The 20,491-nt window shown below is 70.0% G+C and carries 15 protein-coding genes and 1 pseudogene; 2 read left to right on the top strand and 14 right to left on the bottom strand.

Features of this window, described 5'->3' with window-relative positions:
• Positions 1-93: 93 nt before the first annotated feature.
• From chvE to PROKR_RS15335, 5 genes are all read right to left on the bottom strand, one after another.
• Positions 94-1,269, bottom strand: a complete 1,176-nt coding sequence (gene chvE, locus PROKR_RS15355) for a multiple monosaccharide ABC transporter substrate-binding protein (RefSeq protein WP_036964492.1) — start codon at positions 1,267-1,269, stop codon at positions 94-96.
• A gap of 254 nt (positions 1,270-1,523) precedes the next feature.
• The gene (locus PROKR_RS15350) at positions 1,524-2,435 is read right to left on the bottom strand and encodes a carbohydrate ABC transporter permease (protein ID WP_051433030.1); all 912 of its coding nucleotides are present in this window, start codon (positions 2,433-2,435) and stop codon (positions 1,524-1,526) included.
• Positions 2,435-3,367 carry a carbohydrate ABC transporter permease gene (locus PROKR_RS15345; protein ID WP_036964491.1) on the bottom strand — a complete coding sequence of 311 codons (933 nt, stop codon included), beginning with the start codon at positions 3,365-3,367 and terminating at the stop codon, positions 2,435-2,437. The genes PROKR_RS15350 and PROKR_RS15345 overlap by 1 nt, the downstream gene beginning before the upstream one ends.
• Positions 3,364-4,716, bottom strand: coding sequence for an ABC transporter substrate-binding protein (locus PROKR_RS15340; protein ID WP_036964490.1), 1,353 nt, complete (start codon positions 4,714-4,716; stop codon positions 3,364-3,366). The genes PROKR_RS15345 and PROKR_RS15340 overlap by 4 nt, the downstream gene beginning before the upstream one ends.
• 154 nt (positions 4,717-4,870) lie before the next feature.
• Positions 4,871-5,935: a LacI family DNA-binding transcriptional regulator gene (locus tag PROKR_RS15335; protein ID WP_051433050.1), complete on the bottom strand. Its 1,065-nt coding sequence runs from the start codon at positions 5,933-5,935 to the stop codon at positions 4,871-4,873.
• A gap of 128 nt (positions 5,936-6,063) precedes the next feature.
• Here PROKR_RS15335 and arfA point away from each other — a divergent pair, with 128 nt between their 5' ends.
• Positions 6,064-7,593 carry an arabinosylfuranosidase ArfA gene (gene arfA, locus PROKR_RS15330; protein WP_036964488.1) on the top strand — a complete coding sequence of 510 codons (1,530 nt, stop codon included), beginning with the start codon at positions 6,064-6,066 and terminating at the stop codon, positions 7,591-7,593.
• 60 nt (positions 7,594-7,653) lie between these two features.
• Here the strand turns inward: arfA and PROKR_RS15325 are convergent, their stop codons facing one another.
• The 6 genes from PROKR_RS15325 to PROKR_RS15300 all read right to left on the bottom strand — a co-directional run bounded on the left by PROKR_RS15325 (position 7,654) and on the right by PROKR_RS15300 (position 16,908).
• A complete protein-coding gene (locus PROKR_RS15325; protein ID WP_036964487.1) occupies positions 7,654-8,433 on the bottom strand; it encodes a GTP pyrophosphokinase in 780 nt (259 codons plus the stop codon).
• 46 nt (positions 8,434-8,479) lie between these two features.
• A complete protein-coding gene (locus PROKR_RS15320; RefSeq protein WP_211240151.1) occupies positions 8,480-12,067 on the bottom strand; it encodes an alpha-L-arabinofuranosidase C-terminal domain-containing protein in 3,588 nt (1,195 codons plus the stop codon).
• Positions 12,068-12,169: 102 nt separating this feature from the next.
• Positions 12,170-13,198, bottom strand: a complete 1,029-nt coding sequence (gene yjfF / locus PROKR_RS15315; RefSeq protein WP_211240150.1) for a galactofuranose ABC transporter, permease protein YjfF — start codon at positions 13,196-13,198, stop codon at positions 12,170-12,172.
• A complete protein-coding gene (locus PROKR_RS15310; protein ID WP_051433028.1) occupies positions 13,198-14,271 on the bottom strand; it encodes an ABC transporter permease in 1,074 nt (357 codons plus the stop codon). Before PROKR_RS15310 ends, yjfF begins: the two co-directional genes overlap by 1 nt.
• A complete protein-coding gene (locus PROKR_RS15305) occupies positions 14,268-15,794 on the bottom strand; it encodes a sugar ABC transporter ATP-binding protein (RefSeq protein WP_036964486.1) in 1,527 nt (508 codons plus the stop codon). The genes PROKR_RS15310 and PROKR_RS15305 overlap by 4 nt, the downstream gene beginning before the upstream one ends.
• 109 nt (positions 15,795-15,903) lie before the next feature.
• Complete coding sequence (locus PROKR_RS15300; protein WP_142032580.1) at positions 15,904-16,908, bottom strand: ABC transporter substrate-binding protein; 1,005 nt, start codon at positions 16,906-16,908, stop codon at positions 15,904-15,906.
• A 322-nt stretch (positions 16,909-17,230) separates the two neighbouring features.
• On the opposite strand from PROKR_RS15300, the gene PROKR_RS15295 reads away from it, so the two are divergent.
• A complete protein-coding gene (locus PROKR_RS15295) occupies positions 17,231-17,920 on the top strand; it encodes a GOLPH3/VPS74 family protein (RefSeq protein ID WP_036964682.1) in 690 nt (229 codons plus the stop codon).
• Between the two features lie 67 nt (positions 17,921-17,987).
• Here the strand turns inward: PROKR_RS15295 and araA are convergent, their stop codons facing one another.
• The 3 genes and pseudogenes from araA to PROKR_RS15280 all read right to left on the bottom strand — a co-directional run.
• A complete protein-coding gene (araA, locus tag PROKR_RS15290; RefSeq protein ID WP_036964485.1) occupies positions 17,988-19,502 on the bottom strand; it encodes an L-arabinose isomerase in 1,515 nt (504 codons plus the stop codon).
• Positions 19,499-20,239 carry an L-ribulose-5-phosphate 4-epimerase gene (locus PROKR_RS15285; RefSeq protein ID WP_036964484.1) on the bottom strand — a complete coding sequence of 247 codons (741 nt, stop codon included), beginning with the start codon at positions 20,237-20,239 and terminating at the stop codon, positions 19,499-19,501. Before PROKR_RS15285 ends, araA begins: the two co-directional genes overlap by 4 nt.
• Positions 20,236-20,491: pseudogene (locus PROKR_RS15280) on the bottom strand (ATPase); the annotation flags it as partial. The gene PROKR_RS15285 and the pseudogene PROKR_RS15280, both read right to left, overlap by 4 nt.

The raw sequence follows: 20,491 nt of genomic DNA, 5'->3' as shown, positions 1-20,491 counted from the left end.
CTTGTCGCCAGTAGAGATGTTGCTGTGTGCGACGCCCGCCCGCGGGCCCCCGGGCCGGAGCGGTGTCGCGCCGGTCTCGCGAGGAGGTCAGACCTACTCGTCGACCTGACCGGAGGCGACCTCGTCCTCGGTGAGGTAGCCGGAGTCGACCAGCTCGGCCTGCAGGTTGTCCTTGGTGACGATCACCGTCGGGAGCAGGTACGACGGCACGACCTTCACGCCGTTGTCGTAGGTCTCGGTGTCGTTCGCCTCGGGCTCGTTGCCCTCGAGGAAGGCCGTGGCGGCGGTGACGGCCTGCTCGGCCAGCAGACGCGTGTCCTTGAAGATCGTCGAGTACTGGTCGCCGTCGACGATCAGCTTGGCGGACGACGCCTCGGCGTCCTGGCCGGTGACGATCGGCGTGGCGAGGTCGCCCTTGCCGTAGCCGGAGTTCTTCAGGGCCGTGATGATGCCGCGCGAGATCACGTCGGCCGGGGCCAGCACGCCGTCGACGGTCACGTCACCCTTGGTGTACGTGGCGGTCAGCAGGTCCTCCATGCGCTTCTGCGCACGCTCCTGCTCCCAGCGCTGGATGGCGACGGTGTCGAAGTCCGTCTGTCCCGAGGGCACGACGAGCGTCTTGTCGTCGATGTACGGCTGGAGCACCGACATCGCGCCGTCGAAGAAGAACCCGGCGTTGTTGTCGTCGGGCGAGCCGGCGAACAGCTCGATGTTGAACGGGCCCTCGGGCGCGTCCGCGGCCTCCTCGCCGTTCTCGTCGAGGATGCCCAGGCCGGTCAGCAGCGAGGTGCCCTGCTGGACGCCGACCTCGTAGTTGTCGAACGTGACGTAGAAGTCGACGTTCTCCGAGTCGCGGATGAGGCGGTCGTAAGAGATGACCGGGATGTCCGCGGCAGCGGCGGCCTCGAGCTGGCTGCCCAGCGCGGTGCCGTCGATCGAGGCGATGATGAGCGCCTCGGCGCCCTTGTTGATCATCGCGTCGATCTGCTGCTGCTGGGTCGGGATGTCGTCGCCCGCGAACTGCAGGTCGACGTCGTAGCCGGCGTCCTCGAGGCCGGTCTTCACGGCGTCGCCGTCGGCGATCCAGCGCTCGTACGTCTGGGTCGGCATGGCCACGCCCACGAGGCCGCCGGCCTCGCCGTCGCCCGCGCCGTCACCGCCGCCGGCGCCTCCGCCGGCACCGCCACCGCCGCACGCGGTGAGAGAGACCGCCATCGCGCCCGTTGCCAGCGCGGCCAGACCGCGCGTTGCCCACAGCTTCCTTGCCATGACTTCTCCTCTTCGAGTGTTGCCCGGGCAACGTCTCTGCAACCCGGCCGACTTCACTTTGTGAACGCAACAGATTGTGAACGCTCACAAGCCCATTGGTCAAAACCGTGTCGGCTGAGAACCGCCACGATCATTCGGTGACGGGGATCACCGTAGCCGTGGTCGCGGGTAAGTAAGGAGAACTTCTTGGATGGTTACGGCATCGATACAGTCAACTCTTGAATCCGGCGCGCCCGGTCCGGGCGCGCCGGACCTCAGCGGACGCTGCCGAGCGACAGGCCGCCCTGCCAGTACTTCTGCAACGAGAGGAACGCTGCGACCAGCGGGACCACCGACAGGAACGAGCCGGTGACGATCAGGTTCCAGACCTGTTCGCCGCCCGCGCCGGCATTCGAGAGGGCCTGCCAGTTGTAGATGCCGACCGTGACGGGCAGCAGGTTCGGGTCCCGGAGCACGGCCAGCGGCAGGAAGAAGTTGTTCCACGTGGCCACGGTGGTGAGGAGCAGCACAGTCACGATGGCGGGGCGCAGCAGCGGCAGGACCACCTGGAAGAAGAGCCGAAGTTCACCCGCTCCGTCGACCCGGCCGGCGTCGAGCACCTCCTCCGGGACGGCATCCTGGGCGTAGACCCGCACCAGGTAGACACCGACCGGGCTCAGCAGCGACGGCAGGATGACGGCCCACATCGTGTTCAGCAGGCCCATCCCGCTGAGCAGCACGAAGGTGGGGATGACCAGCGCCGTCATCGGCACCATCACCGAGCCCAGGAGCAGCGCGAAGAACACGGAGCGCCCGCGGAACCGGTACTTGGCCAGGCCGTAGCCGGCGAGCACCGAGAGCACCGTGGCGCCCACGCCACCCGCGACCGCGTACACGAACGAGTTGCGGAACCAGGTCCAGTAGATGCCGCCCTGGTGGGTGAACAGCCCCGTGACGTTGTCCCAGAGGGCGAAGTCGGAGCCGAACCAGAGCGCGTCCCCGGCGAACAGGCCCGCGTTGGTCTTGGTGGACGCCACCGCGAGCCACCACAGCGGCACCACGAAGTAGATCGCCAGGATGACGAGCACCACGTGCGAGCCGATGCGTCGGCCCTGGCCCACCGGGGCCGACGGCTCTCGTCCCGTGCGGTCGGTGCGGACCTTGGAGGTCAGGATCGAGGTCGCCATCACTTGAGCCCGCTCTGCTTGCGCGTCAGGAACAGGAACACGTACGAGCCCACGAACACCAGGAACCCGAGGGCGAACGCCAGGGTCGAGGCGTAGTTGAACTGGCTGTAGTTGAACGCCGTCGCGAACGCGTACATGTTCGGGGTGTAGTCGGACGGGATGGCGCCCTGCGCGGACGAGCGCAGGACCTGCGGCTCCGTGAAGAACTGCAGGGTGCCGATGAGCGCGAAGACCACGATCATCACCATCGACGACGAGATCATCGGCACCTTGATGCGCAGCGCGATCTGGCGCCCGTCCGCGCCGTCGAGCACCGCGGCCTCGTAGACCGAGGGGTCGATCGAGCGCAGGGCGGCGTAGATGATGATCATGTAGTAGCCCACCCACTGCCAGGTCACGATGTTGACCAGCGACCCGAAGATGTTGGCGGAGCTGAGGAAGTTGGGCGCCGTCAGGCCGAGCAGGCCGAAGACGTCCTGCGCCGGCCCGAACCGGGGGCTGTAGAGGAAGCCCCACATGAGCGCCCCGATCACCGCCGGGATCGCGTACGGCACGAAGATCAGCAGGCGCGTGGCCCGGCTGAGCCGGGTGGCGAGCGTGTCGAGCAGGAGTGCCGCCACGAGGGCGACCACGATCTGGACCGGCACCATGACCAGCACGAACCGCAGCACCCGCCACAGGCCCTCCAGGAACACCGGGTCCGTGAACGCCTTGACGTAGTTGTCGGCGCCCACGAACACGCTGCGCCCGGCCGTGGCGATGCCCTTGTTGTGCAGGCTCATCCACAGCGCGTAGCCCAGGGGCAGCACCAGGAACACGGCGAACACGGCGGCGAACGGCGCCACGTAGACGTATCCCCAGCGCTGCCGCCGGCTGGCGATCTTGCTGGTGGGGCGGGCGGTGCCCGCCTCCACCCGGCTACCGAGGCTCATTCGGAGACCGTGAAGCCCTGCTCGGTGGCGTACTGCACCAGACCGTCCTGCACGGTGCCGAGCGCCGTGGCGGCGTCGGTGCCGTTCTGGACCATGTCGTACAGGGCCTGCGTCTGCTGGTCGTAGGCGTAGACCTGGAACGGGCTGAACGAGAAGCCCTCGTACCCGTTGGCCGCGTCGAGGAACACCTCCTCGTTGATCTTCTGCCCACCGAAGAACGGCGCCTCGAGGCCCGTGAACCAGTCCGACTCGAGCATCGGCTTCCACTGCGGCCACAGGGCCGCCTCCTCGACGCCGAGCTTCCATGCCTCGTCGGTGTCGAACAGCTCCTTGGCCACGGTCGCCGCGGCCTCCGGCTGCTCGGACTGCGTGGTGACGGCGAAGGTGGAGCCGCCCCAGTTCACCTGCACCGGGTTCTCCGGGTCCCACTGCGGCAGCGGGGCCGCGCGCCACTCGGCGTCGGCGTCGGCCTCCGACAGGCCCTGCAGGTAGCCGGGGCCCCAGGCGGCCGCGAGGTAGACGGCGTAGGTGCCGTCCACGAGCGCCGCGTTGTAGTCGGTCGTGAACGCGTCCTCGGTGGCCACGAGGTCGTCGTCGATCAGGCCCTTCCAGTAGCTCAGGACCTCCTCGGCCTCCGGGCTGTCGACGGTGATGCCGACCTCGGTCGGCTTGGCGGCGTCGTACTGGAACGGCTCCCAGCCGTTCTGGGCGAACAGCGCGTAGTTGAGCGCGTTGCCGTTGGTCGGGAAGTCGGTGATGTGCCCCTCGAAGCCCGCGTCGCGCAGGTCCTGGGCCGCGGTCGCGAACTCGTCCCAGGTGGTCGGTACCTCGACGCCGTACTCCTCGAAGATGTCGGTGCGGTAGAGCATGCCCATGGGGCCGCCGTCCACCGGGATCGCGTAGACCGCGTCACCGTTCGAGACGTCCGACCAGGAACCGGCCGTGTAGTCGCCCTCCAGCTCGGCGGCGCCGTACTCGGACAGGTCCACGAGCGACTCGAGGATCGTGAAGGTGGGCAGCACCTCGGCCTCAAGCATGATCACGTCGGGCGCGCCGGTACCGGCCTCGATCGCGGTCTGGAACTTGTTGTACTCGTCCGCACCCTGGCCCGCGTTGGTCCAGCAGACCTGCAGGTCGGTGTGCATCTCGTTGAAGTTGTCCACGACCGACTCGAACGCCGGGTACCACGCCCACACCGTCACCTGGGCGGCGTCCGGCTGCTTGATCTCGTTGGTGCAGGTCGCCTCCGCGGCGCTCCCGCCTCCGCCGGAGCAGGCCGTGAGGCCGACGGCGGATACGGCCACGGCGGCTGCGGCAGCCACGCCTCGGCGTCGGGCTGAAGTACGCATCCGAGTCCTCCTTGATTCGGTGCTCCGTGGTCGGGGACCGCGGAGCACCCGGCATCGTCGCCGGGTCACTTTTCAACGTTGTAGGAACGCCGGGCACCGTTCTACCGGCAACCATGCCGCCGTGGCAAGAGGTAGTGCGGTGATCGGTAGTTCGTCAGGCCCAGGTCATGTCGACGGCGACCTGCTCGGTGCCGCCCGGCTGGACGTCCACCACGTCGCCCGGCTCGCCCGTCGACTCGCGTCCCACGATCTTGGAGTCCGGCACGACCCTGCGGAACGGCGCCGGATCACCGGACGCACCGATGCGCTCGAGCAGCAGCTCCACCGCGGTGTGCGCGATCTGGTCGCGCCCGGGGTCCACAGACGAGAGCGCGGGCACGGAGTACTTCGCGTCGTCGACATCGTCGAACCCGATGAGCGCGACCTGCCCCGGCACGTCGATCCGGTGCGCGTGCAGGGCGTGCAGCGCACCGAGTGCCAGTGCGTCGTTGAGGGCGAAGACGGCGTCGATCTCCACCCCGTCGTCCAGCATCCGGCTCATCGTCTCGGCGCCCGTCGAGCGGTGCCACAGGCCCGCCTCGCCCACCAGCTCCGGGTCGAAGGGCAGCCCGGCCTCGGCCAGCCCTGCGCGGTAGCCCTCCGTGCGCAGCGCGGCGGAGCCGACCCGCTCCCCCTCGTGCGCCCCGATCACCGCGATCCGACGCCGCCCGAGCGACGCCAGGTGCAGCGTCGCCGCCTTCGCCGCGGCCACGTTGTTCATGGTCACGTGGTCGGCGGGCGCGCCGAACACGCGCTCGCCGAGGATCACCAGCGGGAAGTCCACGGAGAACAGGCCGATGTCGTCGGGCCCGAGCGCCAGCGGCGAGAAGATCAGCCCGTCCGTGAGGTGGCGGCGGCGGCCGGAGAGCACCTCGGTCTCCCGCTCGCGGCTCGCGCTGGTCTGCTCGATGAGCACGGTCCAGCCGGCGGCGTCGGCGGCGGAGATGACAGCGTCCGCGAGCTCGGCGAAGTACGGGAGGGACAGCTCCGGGACGGCCAGGGTGATCAGACCCGTGCGGCGCGTGCGGAGGTTGCGGGCCGACATGTTGACGCGGTAGCCGAGCTCGTCGATCGCCGCCTCGACGCGCTCCTTGGTGGCGGCGCGGATGTACGGATAGCCGTTCACCACGTTCGACACGGTCTTGATCGAGACGCCTGCGCGTTGCGCCACGTCGTGCATCGTCACGGCCACGCTGCCAGCCTCCGGTCGGCGAGTTTTTCCACAGGGTAGAGGACGAGCATCGCTACCGCGTCGTCCATCCGCTAGTGTGCAACGTTGTAGAACCACCGACCGACCAGCGAGGAACAATGACGACCTCCCGCACGCGCGTCCTGCTGCACCCCGACTTCACCGTAGGCACCGTCGACCGCCGCCTGTTCGGCTCGTTCGTGGAGCACCTGGGCCGCGCGGTCTACACGGGCATCCACGAGCCCGGCCATCCGACGTCGGACGAGCACGGATTCCGCCGTGACGTCGCCGAACTGACCCGCGAGCTGGGCGTCACGACCGTCCGCTACCCCGGCGGCAACTTCGTCTCCAACTACCGCTGGGAGGACGCCGTCGGGCCGGTGGAGCAGCGCAAGCCGTTCCTCGACCTGGCCTGGCGCACCGTCGAGCCCAACCTGGTAGGCACCGACGAGTTCCTGCAGTGGGCCGAGCGCGAGGACATCCAGCCGATGATGGCGGTCAACCTCGGCACGCGCGGTGTGGAGGAGGCCGTGGCGCTCCTGGAGTACTGCAACGGCGAGGCCGGCACCCGCTGGGCCGACCTGCGCATCGCGAACGGCCGCGAGAAGCCCTACGGGGTCAAGCTCTGGTGCCTGGGCAACGAGATGGACGGCCCGTGGCAGATCGGCCACAAGGACGCGCACGAGTACGGCAGGCTCGCCCGGAACGCGGGCGCCGCGATGAAGCTCGTGGACCCGTCGATCGAGCTGGTGGCGTGCGGCTCGTCGTCCATGCAGATGGCGACGTTCGGCGAGTGGGAGCGCACGGTCCTGGAGTACACCTACGACCTGGTGGACCACATCTCGATGCACGCCTACTACGAGGAGGTCGACGGCGACCGCGCGTCGTTCCTCGGCTCGGGCACCGCGATGGACCGGTTCATCGAGCGGGTCGTGGCCTCGGCCGACGCCGTGGGCGCGCAGCGCCGCTCGGACAAGCGCATCACCATCTCGTTCGACGAGTGGAACGTCTGGTACCTGACGACCCGGTTCCCCGGCGAGGAGAACCTGCCGATCCAGCGGGACGCGCCCCGCATCATCGAGGACGTCTACTCCGGGCTCGACGCCGTCGTGGTGGGCGACCTGCTGGTCACGCTGCTGAACCACGCCGACCGCGTGCCGGTCGCGTGCCTCGCCCAGCTCGTCAACGTGATCGCGCCGATCATGACCGAGCCGGGCGGCGAGGCCTGGCGGCAGCCCACGTTCCACCCGTTCGCGACGACGGCGCGGCTGGCCCAGGGCGAGGCGCTGGACCTGCGCGTGACGACGCCGGGCATCACCACGAAGGCGCACGGCGAGGTGCCGTCGGTGACGGCCGCCGCCACGCTGTCGGACGGCGCCGTGGCCCTGTTCCTGACCAACCGCTCCCCCGAGCCGGTCGAGGTCGAGCTGGCGCACCCGGGCGCGGCGCTGGATGTCACGGCGGGCTGGTCGATGACCGCCGACCACGAGGCCGCCGTCGCCGGCCCGGAGCACGCCGAGAAGGTGGCCCAGGCGCACTGGGGCGCGTTCGACGTCGCCGGCCGGGTCGCCGGGGGCGACGGCACGACCACGACGGTGACGCTGCCGCCGGAGTCGTGGACAGCGCTGTCGGGCACCCTCACGTCCTGAGGACCTGTCAGACGTACAGGTCACTCCGGTGACCTGTACGTCTGACACCTCGGCAGGGGGTCAGGTCTCGCTGTCGAAGCCGAACCCGCCGTCAGCCTCCGCAGCGCGCCAGAAGTCGCGCAGCATCTCCTCCGGCGTGTGCAGGTTGTGCCGGCTCGCGACCGGCTCCTCGTCACCCGAGATCGCCTTGACCTCGTCGTGGATGCGTTCCATCGAGGTGTCGAGCGACCACGCGACGTCGGAGGCGAGCTTGAGCGAGTCGGTGAGGTGCCGGGGCACGTCGCCGTCGTACTTGTAGTAGATCTTGTGCTCCAGGCTCGCCCAGAAGTCCATGGCGATGGTGCGCAGCTGGATCTCGACGATGACCTTCTCCACCCGGTCGGACAGGTAGACCGGGATCTGCACGATGAGGTGCAGCGACTTGTAGCCGGTCGCCTTCGGGTGCTTGATGTAGTCCCGCTCCTCGAGCAGCGTCAGGTCGGACTGTGCCAGGAGCATGTCGCGCACCAGGTAGATGTCATTGACGAAGCTGCAGGTGATCCGCACCCCGGCGATATCGAACATCTGGTCGCGCACGCCGTCCGGCGTCAGCGGGATGCCCTTGCGCCGGCACTTGGCGACGATCGACTCGAACGACTTGAGCCGCGACCCCACGTGCTCCACGGGGTTGTAGTTCTGCATGTGCCGGAACTCGTCCCGCAGGATCGAGATCTTGGTCATGACCTCGTCGATCCCGAACTTGTAGGTCAGGACCAGGCGGCGCAGGTCGGCGACCAGCTGGCGCAGCTCGGCAGGGTCAGGCATGGGGCGTTCCCGGACGTCCTCGGGCAGCTTGCTCACGGGACCACCGTACGGGCTGGCGGTGGTCCCGTGGGCGCGAAAGCTGCTAGCGCTCGTGAAGCCTCAGGAAAGTGATCGAGTGGGCCGGGAAGTCGTAGGTGAACGCCGAGCCGCCGCCCGAGCGGGACACGTCGAGCCGGGTGCGGGTCTCGACGGGTACCACCCGTTCGGGCTGCGTCTTGGTGTTCCGGGCCGACGGCGCCCCGCTCATCTCCGTGACGGACGCCCGGGGGTCCACCTTCGCCCCGGCGAGCGACACCGAGGTGCGCGCGACCGACTCGTACGGGTTGACCACCTTGAGCACCAGGTCACCGGTGCGCTCGTCGCGCGTGACCACCTGGTACAGCGACTCGGTGGTCGGCTCTGTATAGGTCATCTGCAGCTCGCCGTCGAGGTAGAGCTTGATGGTGCGCCCGGAGACCACAACCTTGACGTGGTAGTCGCGGCCCGTCTCCATCGAGTGCCCCTCCACGGCCGCGACCTCGTTCGCCGAGCTGTTGTCGGCCCGCTGCAGCGCCTGCCGGGTGTTGTTCCACCCGCCGAGGTTCCACCAGTAGAAGTCGTCCCGCCCGCCGGCTGCGAAGCCGATCAGGAACGCCTCGCTGCCGCCCAGCTTCCGGGCGTCCAGCTCCAGGGTGTAGTTGTCCCAGTCCTTGGCGTAGGCGTCGGTGATGATCGAGCGCGCGTCGGTGACGTCACCCGCCGACTGCACGTACTCGCCGTCGGCCACCGCCCACGAGCCGGACTGCGGGTCCCAGCCCGAGGCGTCGTCGAACGAGTCCGAGAACAGCACGTCGCCGGACGCGTTGTCGGTGACCACGACGTCGTCGTACGCCGCCCGGGTGTTCCACGTGGACACGAAGACGCCGCCCGAGATGTCGGCGGGGGTCTCCTCCGGGCCGTCGTGCGTGGACGGGACCATCTGGTCGCCCGTGTTCGTCATGAACATCTTCTGCGTCCAGTACGACGTCGAGCCCCAGGACTCGTCGTTGTCGAACCACATCATGTCCGGGGACCACTGGACGTAGTCCTCGTTGGCGAACATCGGGGCGTAGGAGGCGAGCTCGACCAGGTCGGCGTTGCGCTCGATCCCGGTCATGTACGCGGCCTCGGACAGCGCGTTGGACCACGCGTTGCCCCGTGAGGCGTACTCGCCGAGGAACACGTGCGGGCCCTCACGGTCGTACGAGTCGTACCGCTCGGTGTTCGACAGGAACCACGACGGGTCGTTGTAGTAGTGCTCGTCGACCATCGCGACGCCCTGCTCGCGGTTGAACTCCCACAGCTCGTCGAACCGGGCGCCGGTGTCGTCCGGGCCGGAGTTCGAGATCACGGTGACCTCCGGGTGCGCCGCCTCGACGGCGTCGCGGAACCGCGGGAAGTTGGCCTGGAACGTGTCCGTGTTCTCCTCGTTGCCCAACCCGATGTACTTCAGGCCGAACGGCTCGGGGTGGCCCAGCGCGGCACGCACCTTGCCCCACTTGGTGCGCACTGACCCGTTGGCGAACTCGATGAGGTCCACCGTGTCCTGCACCCAGCGGTCGATGCGGACGTCGTCGGTCATCTCGGGGATGGTGCTGCCGCAGCCGTTGGCGCCCACCGAGAGCACCGGCAGCGGCGTGGCGCCCAGGTCCTCCGCGAACTCGAAGTACTCCAGGTAGCCCAGACCGTAGGTCTGGTTGTAACCCCAGAAGTTCCAGTTCGTGGGCCGCTCCTCGACCGGCCCGATGGTCTCCTTCCACTGGTAGGTCCGACGGCGGTCGGCACCGTCAGACTCCAGGTACGTGTCGAAGGTGCCGACGTTGGTGACGCAGCCGCCGGGGAACCGCAGGAACGACGGCTCCAGCTCGGCGACCTTCTGGGCGAGGTCCGCGCGCAGCGGCGACCGCCCGTTGACCGGGCCCACCCAGGTGTCGCGCGGGAACAGCGAGACCATGTCCAGGCGCAGGGTGCCGCGAGCGCCGCCGGTGACCACGAGCCGGGCGTCGTTGACGGTGCGGTTCGCGGTGAGGGTGGCCGTGTGCTTCTTCCACCGGTCGGAGCCGTTGACGGTCACCGTGGCGGACGCGTAGGTGGTCCCGCCGTCGGGTGACTCCAGGCTGACGGTGAGGCGCTGCCCGCGCTCGGCGCGGGCGAACACCGAGAAGTCGTACTTCTTGCGCTTCTCGATGGCGAAGCCCTCGTTGTAGCTCGCGTTCCGCACGCCGACGCCGGGGCCGTCGGCCTGGACCGCCAGGTAGGCGCGGTTGCTGTCGTTGAGCCACTGGCCGCGCTCGGACTCGACGCGTGCGGTACCGGCCGACCCGCGCTGCACCACGTCCCAGCCGGTCATGCCCGTGAAGCTCGCGTTGTCGGTCGCGGCGAACTCGAAGGACCGGTTGCGGACCAGCTCGGCGTACAGGCCGCCGTCGGCGGCGTAGTTGATGTCCTCGTAGAAGACGCCGTACAGGTCGTCGCTCATCTCGGTACCGGACGCCGCGGCGTCGACGTCGAGCGTGTGCTCCTGGACCGGGGTCTCGGCGGGTGGGTACGCGGCCAGCAGGCGGTCACGCTCCTCGGCGGAGATCGGCAGCACGGTGCCGTGCCGGGGGCTGGCGGGCAGGATCGCGTCGAGGTTGGCGGTCCACTCCCCGCTGCTCAGGTCGTCGGTCTCGAAGAGCATGTACCCCTGGCCGCCGTGGTAGCTCGGCTGGTCCTGGAGAAGGAACCAGCGGTCGTCGGTGAGCGACGGGAACAGCGTGGGACCCTCGCCGCCGGTGAACGTGCCGCCCCACGGGTTGGGCTGCCCGAATCCGACGCGCTCCTTGATCAGGTCCCAGCCGTCGCCCTCGGTCACGCCCTGGGTGCGGCGCAGGTCGGTGGAGGACTCCTGTCGCATGCCCATGTACGACTCGTCCTTGGTGAGGCGGTAGTAGACGCCGTCCTCCTCCTGGACGGTGGAGTCGATCATGCCGAGACCGTCGCCCTGCGGTTCGTCGATCCAGGGCCGCGGCTCCGAGAACGTCTCGAAGTCGGTGGTGGTCGCGTAGAGCATGCGCTGGTAGGAGTCGCGGATGTCGCGGTCGGCGGGCGGGACGTCCTCGGGGTAGAGCGCCGAGGCCCAGTAGACGACGAACTCGCCCGCCGCCTCGTCCCAGTACGCCTCGGGTGCCCACAGGTTGCCGGCGTTCTCGGGCGCGAGCTCGATCTCGCGCTGCTCGCCCCAGTTCACCAGGTCGGTGGACTCCCAGACCATGATCGAGCGGCTGCCGGTCTCCTGGGCGTCGCCGAAGTTGCCGCCGCCGTAGATCTGCAGGTCGGTGGCGAGCAGGTAGTACGTGCCGTCGCCGCCGCGGATCAGGAACGGGTCGCGCAGCCCCTTGGTCCCGAGGTCGGAGGAGAGCACCGGCTCGCCGCCGTTCAGCGTGGTCCACTCCAGCGGGTCCGGCCCGTTGGAGACGGCGAACGAGATGGTCTCGCCGTCGGCGGTGGACTCACCGGTGAAGTAGGGGAAGAAGTAGGCGGCGTGGTCGGCGGTGCCCGACGGCGAGGTGGGCGCGGCCGGGGTCGTGGCCGCCGCCACCGCGGGGGCGACCAGCCCGAGGCTCAGTGCGGCCGCCACGAGGGCGGTCCGGCGTCTCGTCGATCTCTTCATCGTTGTAATTCCTTTCGTCACGTCGTTGTGGCTGTCGGATGGGTCGGACCCCGCCCCCGACTCGGCGCAACGGGTGCGGCACGTCGGGGGCGGGGTACGTCGTCAGGTGCGGCGGAGGCTCAGCACCCGCTGGAGGGCCACGAAGATCAGCAGCAGCACGCCGATGACGATCTTGGTCCACCAGGAGCTGAGGGTGCCCTCGAAGGTGATGATGGTCTGGATCAGGCCCAGCACGAGCACGCCCAGCACGGAGCCGAGCACGAACCCGGTGCCGCCGGTCAGCAGCGTGCCGCCGATGACGACGGCCGCGATGGCGTCGAGCTCCATCGCCACGCCGGTCAGCGAGTAGCCGGACCGGGAGAACATCGCGAACAGCAGCCCGCCGAGCCCGGCGCAGGTGCCGCTGACGACGTACGCGAGCACCTTGGTGCGGGCGACGGGCAGGCCCATGAGCAGGGCGGACTGCTCGCCGCCGCCGATCGCGTAGACGGTGCGGCCGAACCGCGTGAAGTGCAGCACCAGGAAGCCGAGGCCCACCACGATCAGCGCGATGAGCACGCTGGAGGTCATGCGCCACTCGCCGAAGATCTGCACCCAGCTGGCGAGCGCCACGAACGACGGGTCGTCGATCGCGATGGACTCGGGCGCGATGAGGAAGCACAGCCCGCGCGCGAGGAACATGCCCGCGAGCGTGGCCACGAACGGCTGCACCTGGAAGTAGTGGATCATGACGCCGTGCGCCAGGCCGATCACCGTCCCGGCGCCCACCGAGAGGGGGAGCACCACGGGCACGGGTAGGCCGGCCTGCAGCAGGGCTGCAGTGATCACCGTGGACAGCGCCAGCACCGACCCGACCGACAGGTCGATGCCGCCCGTGAGGATGACGAAGGTCATCCCCACCGCGAGCACGATGAGGTGCGCGTTGTTGATGAACAGGTTGGAGATCACGGCGGGCGTCAGGAAATTCTCGTACCGGGTGCCGCCCACGATGAGCATGAGGGCGAGCACCACGAACGTGCCCAGCACCGGCAGGTAGCGCCGGTCGAGCCGGGCCGGGAGCTTCCGGGCACGGGCCCTGGGGGCCACGGGTTCCGTGGGGGCCGCGCCGGGCGCGGGGGCCGACGTCGTCATCAGGCCTTCACCTCCGTCGAGTCGGGGGTCGAGTCGGGGCGTGCGGTGGACGGCGGCTCGGCCGGTGCCATGACCTGGCGCCGTCGGGCCGCCGTGAGCCGCTCCCGCATCCGGGGCGACTGCAGCAGCGTCACCGCGATGACGACCAGGGCCATGAACAGGGGCGTGACCAGCGGCGAGATGCCGAGCACGGTGACGGTCCGCTCCAGGGTGGCGATGACCAGCGCGCCGACCAGGGTGCCGGACAGGTTGAACTTGCCGCCCGAGAGCGCCGTGCCGCCGATCACCACCGCGAGGATCGCGTCGAGCTCGATGAACAGGCCGGCGTTGTTGGCGTCCGCAGCCATGGTGTCGGCGCTGATCAGCAGACCGGCCAGGCCCGCGAACAAGCCCGACGCCGTGTACACGGTCCAGGTCAGCGTCCGGGACCGCACGCCGGAAAGCCGGCTGGCGGCCGGGTTGATGCCCGTTGCCTCCAGCAGCATGCCGAGCGCGGTGCGCCGCACGACGAACGCGACCACGGCGAAGACGCCGAACGCGATGACGGCGGCCACGGGCAGGCCGAGCCAGAAGCCGGAGCCCAGCACCTTGAACGGGGCGCTGTTGACGGTGGTGATCATGCCGCCGGTGATGAGCATGGCGACGCCGCGGCCCGCCGTCATCAGGATGAGTGTCGCGATGATGGGCTGGATGCCGAGCACCGAGACCAGGAACCCGTTCCACACGCCCAGCAGCAGGCACAGCACCAGGGCCAGCGCGATGGCGGTGAGCACGGTGACCGGCGAGTCCGGGTTCGGCGACGACGCGATGTGCGACAGCGCGACAGCCCCCGAGACAGCGACCACCGCGCCGACCGAGAGGTCGATGCCGCGCGTCGCGATGACCAGGGTCATGCCCAGGGCGACGAGCAGCAGGGGCGCCGTCGTGCGCAGGATGTCGATCGGGGCGCCGAACAGGTGCCCGTCCCGGACGGTGACCGCCAGGAAGCTCGGCCGGGCGACCGTGTTGGCGACCAGCAGCGCGACCAGCGCGGCCACGGGCCAGAACAGATGGTGCCGCAGTACGTCCCTCATGCTGCCCCACCTCCCGCGATGAGCTCGACCACCTGGTCCATCGACGCGCGGTTGCCGTCGATCTCCGCCACCTTGCGGCGGTCACGCAGCACCGCGATGCGGTGCGAGATGCGCAGCACCTCCTCCAGCTCGGCGGAGATGAAGACGACGGACATGCCGTCGGCGGCCAGCTCGGCCACCAGCTTCTGGATCTCCGCCTTGGCGCCGACGTCGATCCCGCGCGTCGGTTCGTCGAGCACAAGCAGCTTGGGGGCGGTGGCGAGCCACCGGGCGAGCAGCACCTTCTGCTGGTTGCCGCCGGACAGGTTGCGCAGCAGCGCCTCCGGGTCGGCGGGCCGGATGCCGAGCTGCTGGATGTACTTCGCCACCAGCTCGTCCACCTGCTTGCGGGGCAGCGGCCGCATCCAGCCGCGCTCCGCCTGGAGGGCGAGCACGATGTTCTCCCGCACGGTCAGGCCGTCCACGACGCCTTCGCCCTTGCGGTCCTCGGACGTGTACGCGATCCGGTGGCGCATGGCCGCGCGCGGGTTGCGCAGGCGCGTCGGCCGGCCGGCCACGCGGGCCTCACCGGTGTCGGCTCGGTCGGCGCCGGTGAGCAGGCGCGCCAGCTCCGTGCGGCCCGAGCCGAGCAGCCCGGCGAGGCCGACCACCTCGCCCTCGTAGAGGTCGAGGTCGAACGGCTGCACCGAACCCTTGCGACCCAGGCCCACCACCTGGAGCAGCGGGGTCGCGTCGGCGGGCCGCTCGGCCTGCTCCAGCACCTCCTCGGCGGCCTCCAGCACGTCCATGGACCGGCCGATCATGTGCTGCACCAGCTCGGACGCGGGCAGGTCGGCGGTCACGTACTCGCCCACGAGGGTGCCGTTGCGCAGCACCGTCATGTGGTCGGAGACCTCGTAGACCTGGTCCAGGAAGTGGCTCACGAACAGGATCGCGACGCCGTCGTCGCGCAGGGCGCGCATGACGGTGAACAGGTGGGCCACCTCGTCGGTGTCCAGGCTGGAGGTGGGCTCGTCGAGGATCAGCACCTTGCAGTCCCCCACCGTGGCCCGGCAGATCGCGACGAGCTGCTGCACCGCCAGCGAGTGCGACCCCAGCGAGGAGCCCGGGTCGATGTCCAGGCCCATCCGCTCCAGGTGCGTCGCCGCCTGCCGGCGGATCGCCCGCCAGTTCAGGCCGCCCAGCACGCGCGGCTCCGCGCCGAGCATGATGTTCTCCGCGACCGTGAGGTTCTCGCAGAGGTTGACCTCCTGGTACACGGTGCTCACGCCATGCGCCCGGGCGTCGGCGGGGCCGGAGAACCGGCGCTCGACGCCGTCCACGCGGATGGTCCCCGCCGTCGGCGAGTGGATGCCCGTGAGGGCCTTGATCAGGGTGGACTTGCCCGCGCCGTTCTCGCCCATGAGGGCGTGGATCTCGCCGGGGCGGAGGCTGAAGTCGACACCGTCGAGGGCCTTGACCGGCGGGAACTCGACGCTGATGCCGGTCATCTCGACGACGGGTGGTGTGTTCTGCTGGGTCATCCTCGACCTTCTTACGTGCGTGGCTCACGGGCGGCGAGCCCGTGCGCCGGGCGAGCAGAGCTCGACCGGCGCACGGGGCGGGCCGACCACGAGCGGCCGGCGGCGGGGGTCAGTACTCGCGGGTGGGCAGCGCTTCCTTGGCCGCCGCCTGGTCGAACGCCTCGTCCTTGACGACGATGCGCTTCTCGACCTCCTCGCCGGCGAGGACCTTCTTGGCGATGTCCGCCAGGTCCGGGCCGAGCAGCGGGTTGCACTCGACGATGTAGTTGATCTTGCCGTCGGCGAGCGCCTGCATGCCGTCCTTGACGGCGTCGATCGTGACGATCTTGATGTCCTCGCCCGGCGTCAGGCCGGCCGCCTCGATGGCCTCGATCGCGCCGAGCCCCATGTCGTCGTTGTGCGCGAACACGAGGTCGATGTCGTCGTGGGCGTTCAGGAAGCCCTCCATGACCGTCTTGCCCTCGGCGCGCGTGAAGTTGCCGGTCTGGCTGTCGATGAGCTCGATGTCGGTGCCCTCGATGGCGGACGCGAAGCCCTCCTTGCGGTCGATCGCCGGAGCGGCACCGGTGGTGCCCTGCAGCTCGACGGCCTTGTAGCCCTCGCCGTCGTACTGCTCGGCCACCCACTCGCCGGCCATCTCGCCCTCCTTGACGAAGTCGGAGCCGATGAACGACTCGTAGAGGGTCTCGTCGCTGGAGTCGACGGCGCGGTCCGTGAGGATCACGGGGATGCCCGCGGCCTTGGCCTCCTGGAGGACGGCGTCCCAGCCGGTCTCGACCACCGGGGAGAACGCGATGACGTCCACGCCCTGCGTGATGTACGAGCGGATGGCCTGGATCTGGTTCTCCTGCTTCTGCTGCGCGTCGGAGAACTTGAGGTCGAAGCCGTTCTCCGCGGTGAGCGTGTCCTGGATCGACTTCGTGTTGGCGGCGCGCCAGCCGGACTCCGCGCCCACCTGGGAGAAACCGAGCGTGATGACGCCGTCGTCGGCGGCGGCCGTCTCGCCGCCGCCCGCGGGCTCCGTGCCTGCGTCCGAGCTGCACGCACCGAGGGCGAACAGCGAGGCTGCCGACACTGCGGCCAGAACGGTACGGGTCAGGGTCGTGCGTGCCATGTCTCCTCCTTGAGATCTCGCACGGCATCGTGCGAGTGCTTGCGGCTTTGTGCCCGGTTGGAATGTTAGCGCTCACAAATACCAGGCAGACAGGTGGACACGTCACATTCCGGTAACGAGTCTGCCGCTTTCGCCCCGTTAGAGGAACGAAACTCCCAAGTCCGGCCAATCCCGAACTGTGCGTCGGACCGCCCTCGGCCAGCGCGCCTCCGCCCTGCGGCGGGCCGCTGTCATCCCCGCGGCGGATCCCGTGGCCGCGCCGCCCGTGGTCTGCTGGTCCCGAGGGCCCAGCCCTCACGACGCCGACGACCGGGAGACCGCGATGGAACTCAGCCTCGCCGAGGAGTACCTGCTCCTCGCGCTCGACGACGCCTCGGGACGCCCCCTGCTCAGCGGGCAGCACCTGCAGTTCGCACTCGCCGGCGCTGCCGTCGCTGGGCTCACGCTGCGGGGCGCGCTCGGCGTGTCTGACGGCGTCGACGGTGGTCAGAAGGGCCGGTTCCGCGCGACCGGCCGGGCCGCACCGTCCGACCCGCTGGAGCGCGAGATCCTGGACCTGCTCGAGGGCCGCAGGCCCAAGGACGCGATCCGGAAGCTCGGTCAGGGCAGCTTCGCCCGCACGCTGCGCGACGCGCTGCAGCAGGGGCTGGCGGCCCGAGGCGTGCTCCGTGAGGAGCAGGTCAAGGTGCTCGGGCTGTTCCCGAGCACCACCTGGCCGGCGCACGACCCGGCGCCGGAGACCGCCGTCCGCGAGCGGGTGCTGGCGGCACTGACCGGGACCGCGGACCTGGACGAGGCGACGGCGGCCCTGGTCTCGCTGCTGCACGCGACCGACCTGACCCGCAAGGTCTTCCCCGACCAGGACCGGCGGGTGCTCAAGCGGCGCGCGAAGGAGATCTCGGGGTCGCAGTGGGCCGGCGAAGCGGTGAAGCGGGCGATCGACGAGGTCAACGCGGTGATGGTCGCGACCATGGTGGCGACGACGGGCGCGGCGACGGCGGGCAGCTCCTGATCCCTACTGCTGGTCGAGCGTGTCGAGACCCGGGTCTCGACACGCTCGGCCGGCGCTGGAGCCAGGGTCAGAGGCCCTGGGCCAGGCGGTAGTACGCCTGGTTGTGGCGCACCTGGTCGGCGAAGCCGCGGCGCGTCGTGTCCTCGTCGATCACCAGCAGCTCGGTGCGCGCGATGTTGGCGAACACCTCGAACGCCTCGATGCCCGCGGCGGTCGACATGACGGTGTGGTGCGCCCCGCCCGCCGTCAGCCACGACTCGGCCGAGATCTCGAACGACGGCCGCGGCGCCCACATGGCGCGGGCGACGGGCAGGTTCGGCAGGTCGCGCGGCGGCGTGACGACGTCGACCACGTTCGCCGTCAGGCGGAACCGGTCGCGCATGTCGGCGAGCGAGACCACCACGGCACCCTCGGCGGCGTCCGCGGAGAACACCATGCGGACCGGGTCCTCCTTGCCGCCGATGCCGAGCGGGTGGATCTCGATGCGCGGCTTCGAGGTGGTCAGCGACGGGCAGACCTCCAGCATGTGCGCGCCGAGGATGAGCTCGGAGCCCGGGGTCAGGTCGTAGGTGTAGTCCTCCATGAGGCTGGCCCCGCCCGGAAGGCCCTGCCCCATCACCTTGGCCGCGCGCACGAGCACCGCCGTCTTCCAGTCGCCCTCGGCGCCGAAGCCGTAGCCCTGCTCCATGAGGCGCTGGACGGCCAGGCCGGGGAGCTGACGCAGCGCGCCGAGGTCCTCGAAGTTCGTGGTGAACGCCTTGGCGCCGGCCGCCTCGAGGAAGCCGAGCAGGGCGAGCTCCTGGCGCGCCGCGTACCGCAGCGAGTCGTGCCGCTCGGCGCCGGCCCGCAGCTCCGGGGCGACGTCGTACCTCTCCTCGTACTCCGCGACCAGGGCGTCGATCGCGGCGTCCTCCACGGCGTCCACGGCCGCGACCAGCTCGTTCACGCCCCAGGTGTTCACCGAGACGCCGAACCGCAGCTCGGCCTCGGTCTTGTCACCCTCGGTGACCGCGACATTGCGCATGTTGTCGCCGAACCGGACCAGCTTGAGCTCATGAGTCGCGGCCCAGCCGGCCGCGCCGCGCACCCAGGTGCCCACCCGGCGGGTGACGGCCGGGTTGGAGACGTGCCCCACGACCGTGGTCCGAGCGACGCCGAGCCGCGTGGCGATGTACGCGTACTCGCGGTCGCCGTGCGCGGCCTGGTTGAGGTTCATGAAGTCCATGTCGATGTCGTCCCAGGGGAGCTCGACGTTGGCCTGCGTGTGCAGGTGCAGCAGCGGCTTGCGCAGCGCGTCCAGGCCCGCGATCCACATCTTGGCGGGGCTGAAGGTGTGCATCCAGGTGATGACGCCCAGCACCTTGTCGTCGCCGTTGGCGTCGAGCATGGCGCGGCGGATCGCGGCCGAGTCCTTCAGGACGGGCTTCCAGACGACCTTGACCGGCACGTCGGACGACGCGTCCAGCGCGCGGGCGACCTCCTGGGACTGCTCCGCGACCTGGGCCAGGGTCTCCTCGCCGTAGAGGTCCTGGCTCCCGGTGAGGAACCAGACCTCACGGTCCGCGTAGGGCTTGGTGCTCATGCCTGTCCTTCCGTGCTCGTGGCGGCCTGCTGGCCGTAGACGTTCTGGTAGCGGTCGTAGAGGGCGTCGATGTGCTGCTGCTCGATCGGCAGGGGGTCGCCGAGCTGCCGGGCGACGTGCACCGTGCGGGCCACCTCCTCGACCATGACGGCGGCCTTGACGGCGGCGCGTGCGTCCTTGCCGATGGTGAACGGGCCGTGGTTCTGCATCAGCACGGCCGGGCTGCGGTGGCCGCTGAGGGTCTCGACGATGCCGCGGCCGATCGAGTCGTCGCCGATGATCGCGAACGGCCCCACCGGGACCGGCCCGCCGAACTCGTCGGCCATCATCGTCAGCACGCACGGCACCTCCTCACCGCGCGCGGCCCAGGCCGTCGCGTACGTCGAGTGGGTGTGGACGACGCCGCCCACCTCGCGCATGTGCGTGTACACGTAGGCGTGCGCCGCGGTGTCGGACGACGGCGCGCGCGTGCCGTCCACCAGGTTGCCGTCGAGGTCGCAGACCACCATGTCGGCCGGTGTCAGGTCGTCGTAGGAGACGCCCGACGGCTTGATGACGAACAGGTCGGCGCTGCCGTCCGGCACGTCCGCGTTCGGCACGCGCTGCGACACGTTGCCCGCCGTCCAGACCACCAGGTCCCAGCGCGGCAGCTCGGCGTGCAGGTCCGAGACGACGGCCCGGACGCGCGCCACCTCTTCCTGGACCGCCTGCGAGTAGTCGGTCAGTGTCTTGCTCATCGGTCGCTCTCCTGCGTCGTGTCTCGGGTGCGGAGCCCGGCGACGGCGGCACGCTCGATCGCCAGGCCCGCGCTGTAGCGCTCCAGGAAGGCGGTGAAGCCCGCCAGGTCGTCGGCGTCGGGCTCGACGACGTCGAGCGCGGCGTCCGCGAAGATCTCGGTGCCCAGGTAGGTGCCCAGGTCTTGCGCCGGGGTGGCCCCGCCGGCCGCCGAGGCCCGGTAGGCGGCCAGCACGGCGATGCCCCAGGCGCCG

The organism is Promicromonospora kroppenstedtii DSM 19349, from assembly GCF_000515355.1.
GTDB lineage: Bacteria > Actinomycetota > Actinomycetes > Actinomycetales > Cellulomonadaceae > Promicromonospora > Promicromonospora kroppenstedtii.
Note: the sequence above shows the minus strand (reverse complement) of the source record. Positions and strands in the feature narration are given on the sequence as shown.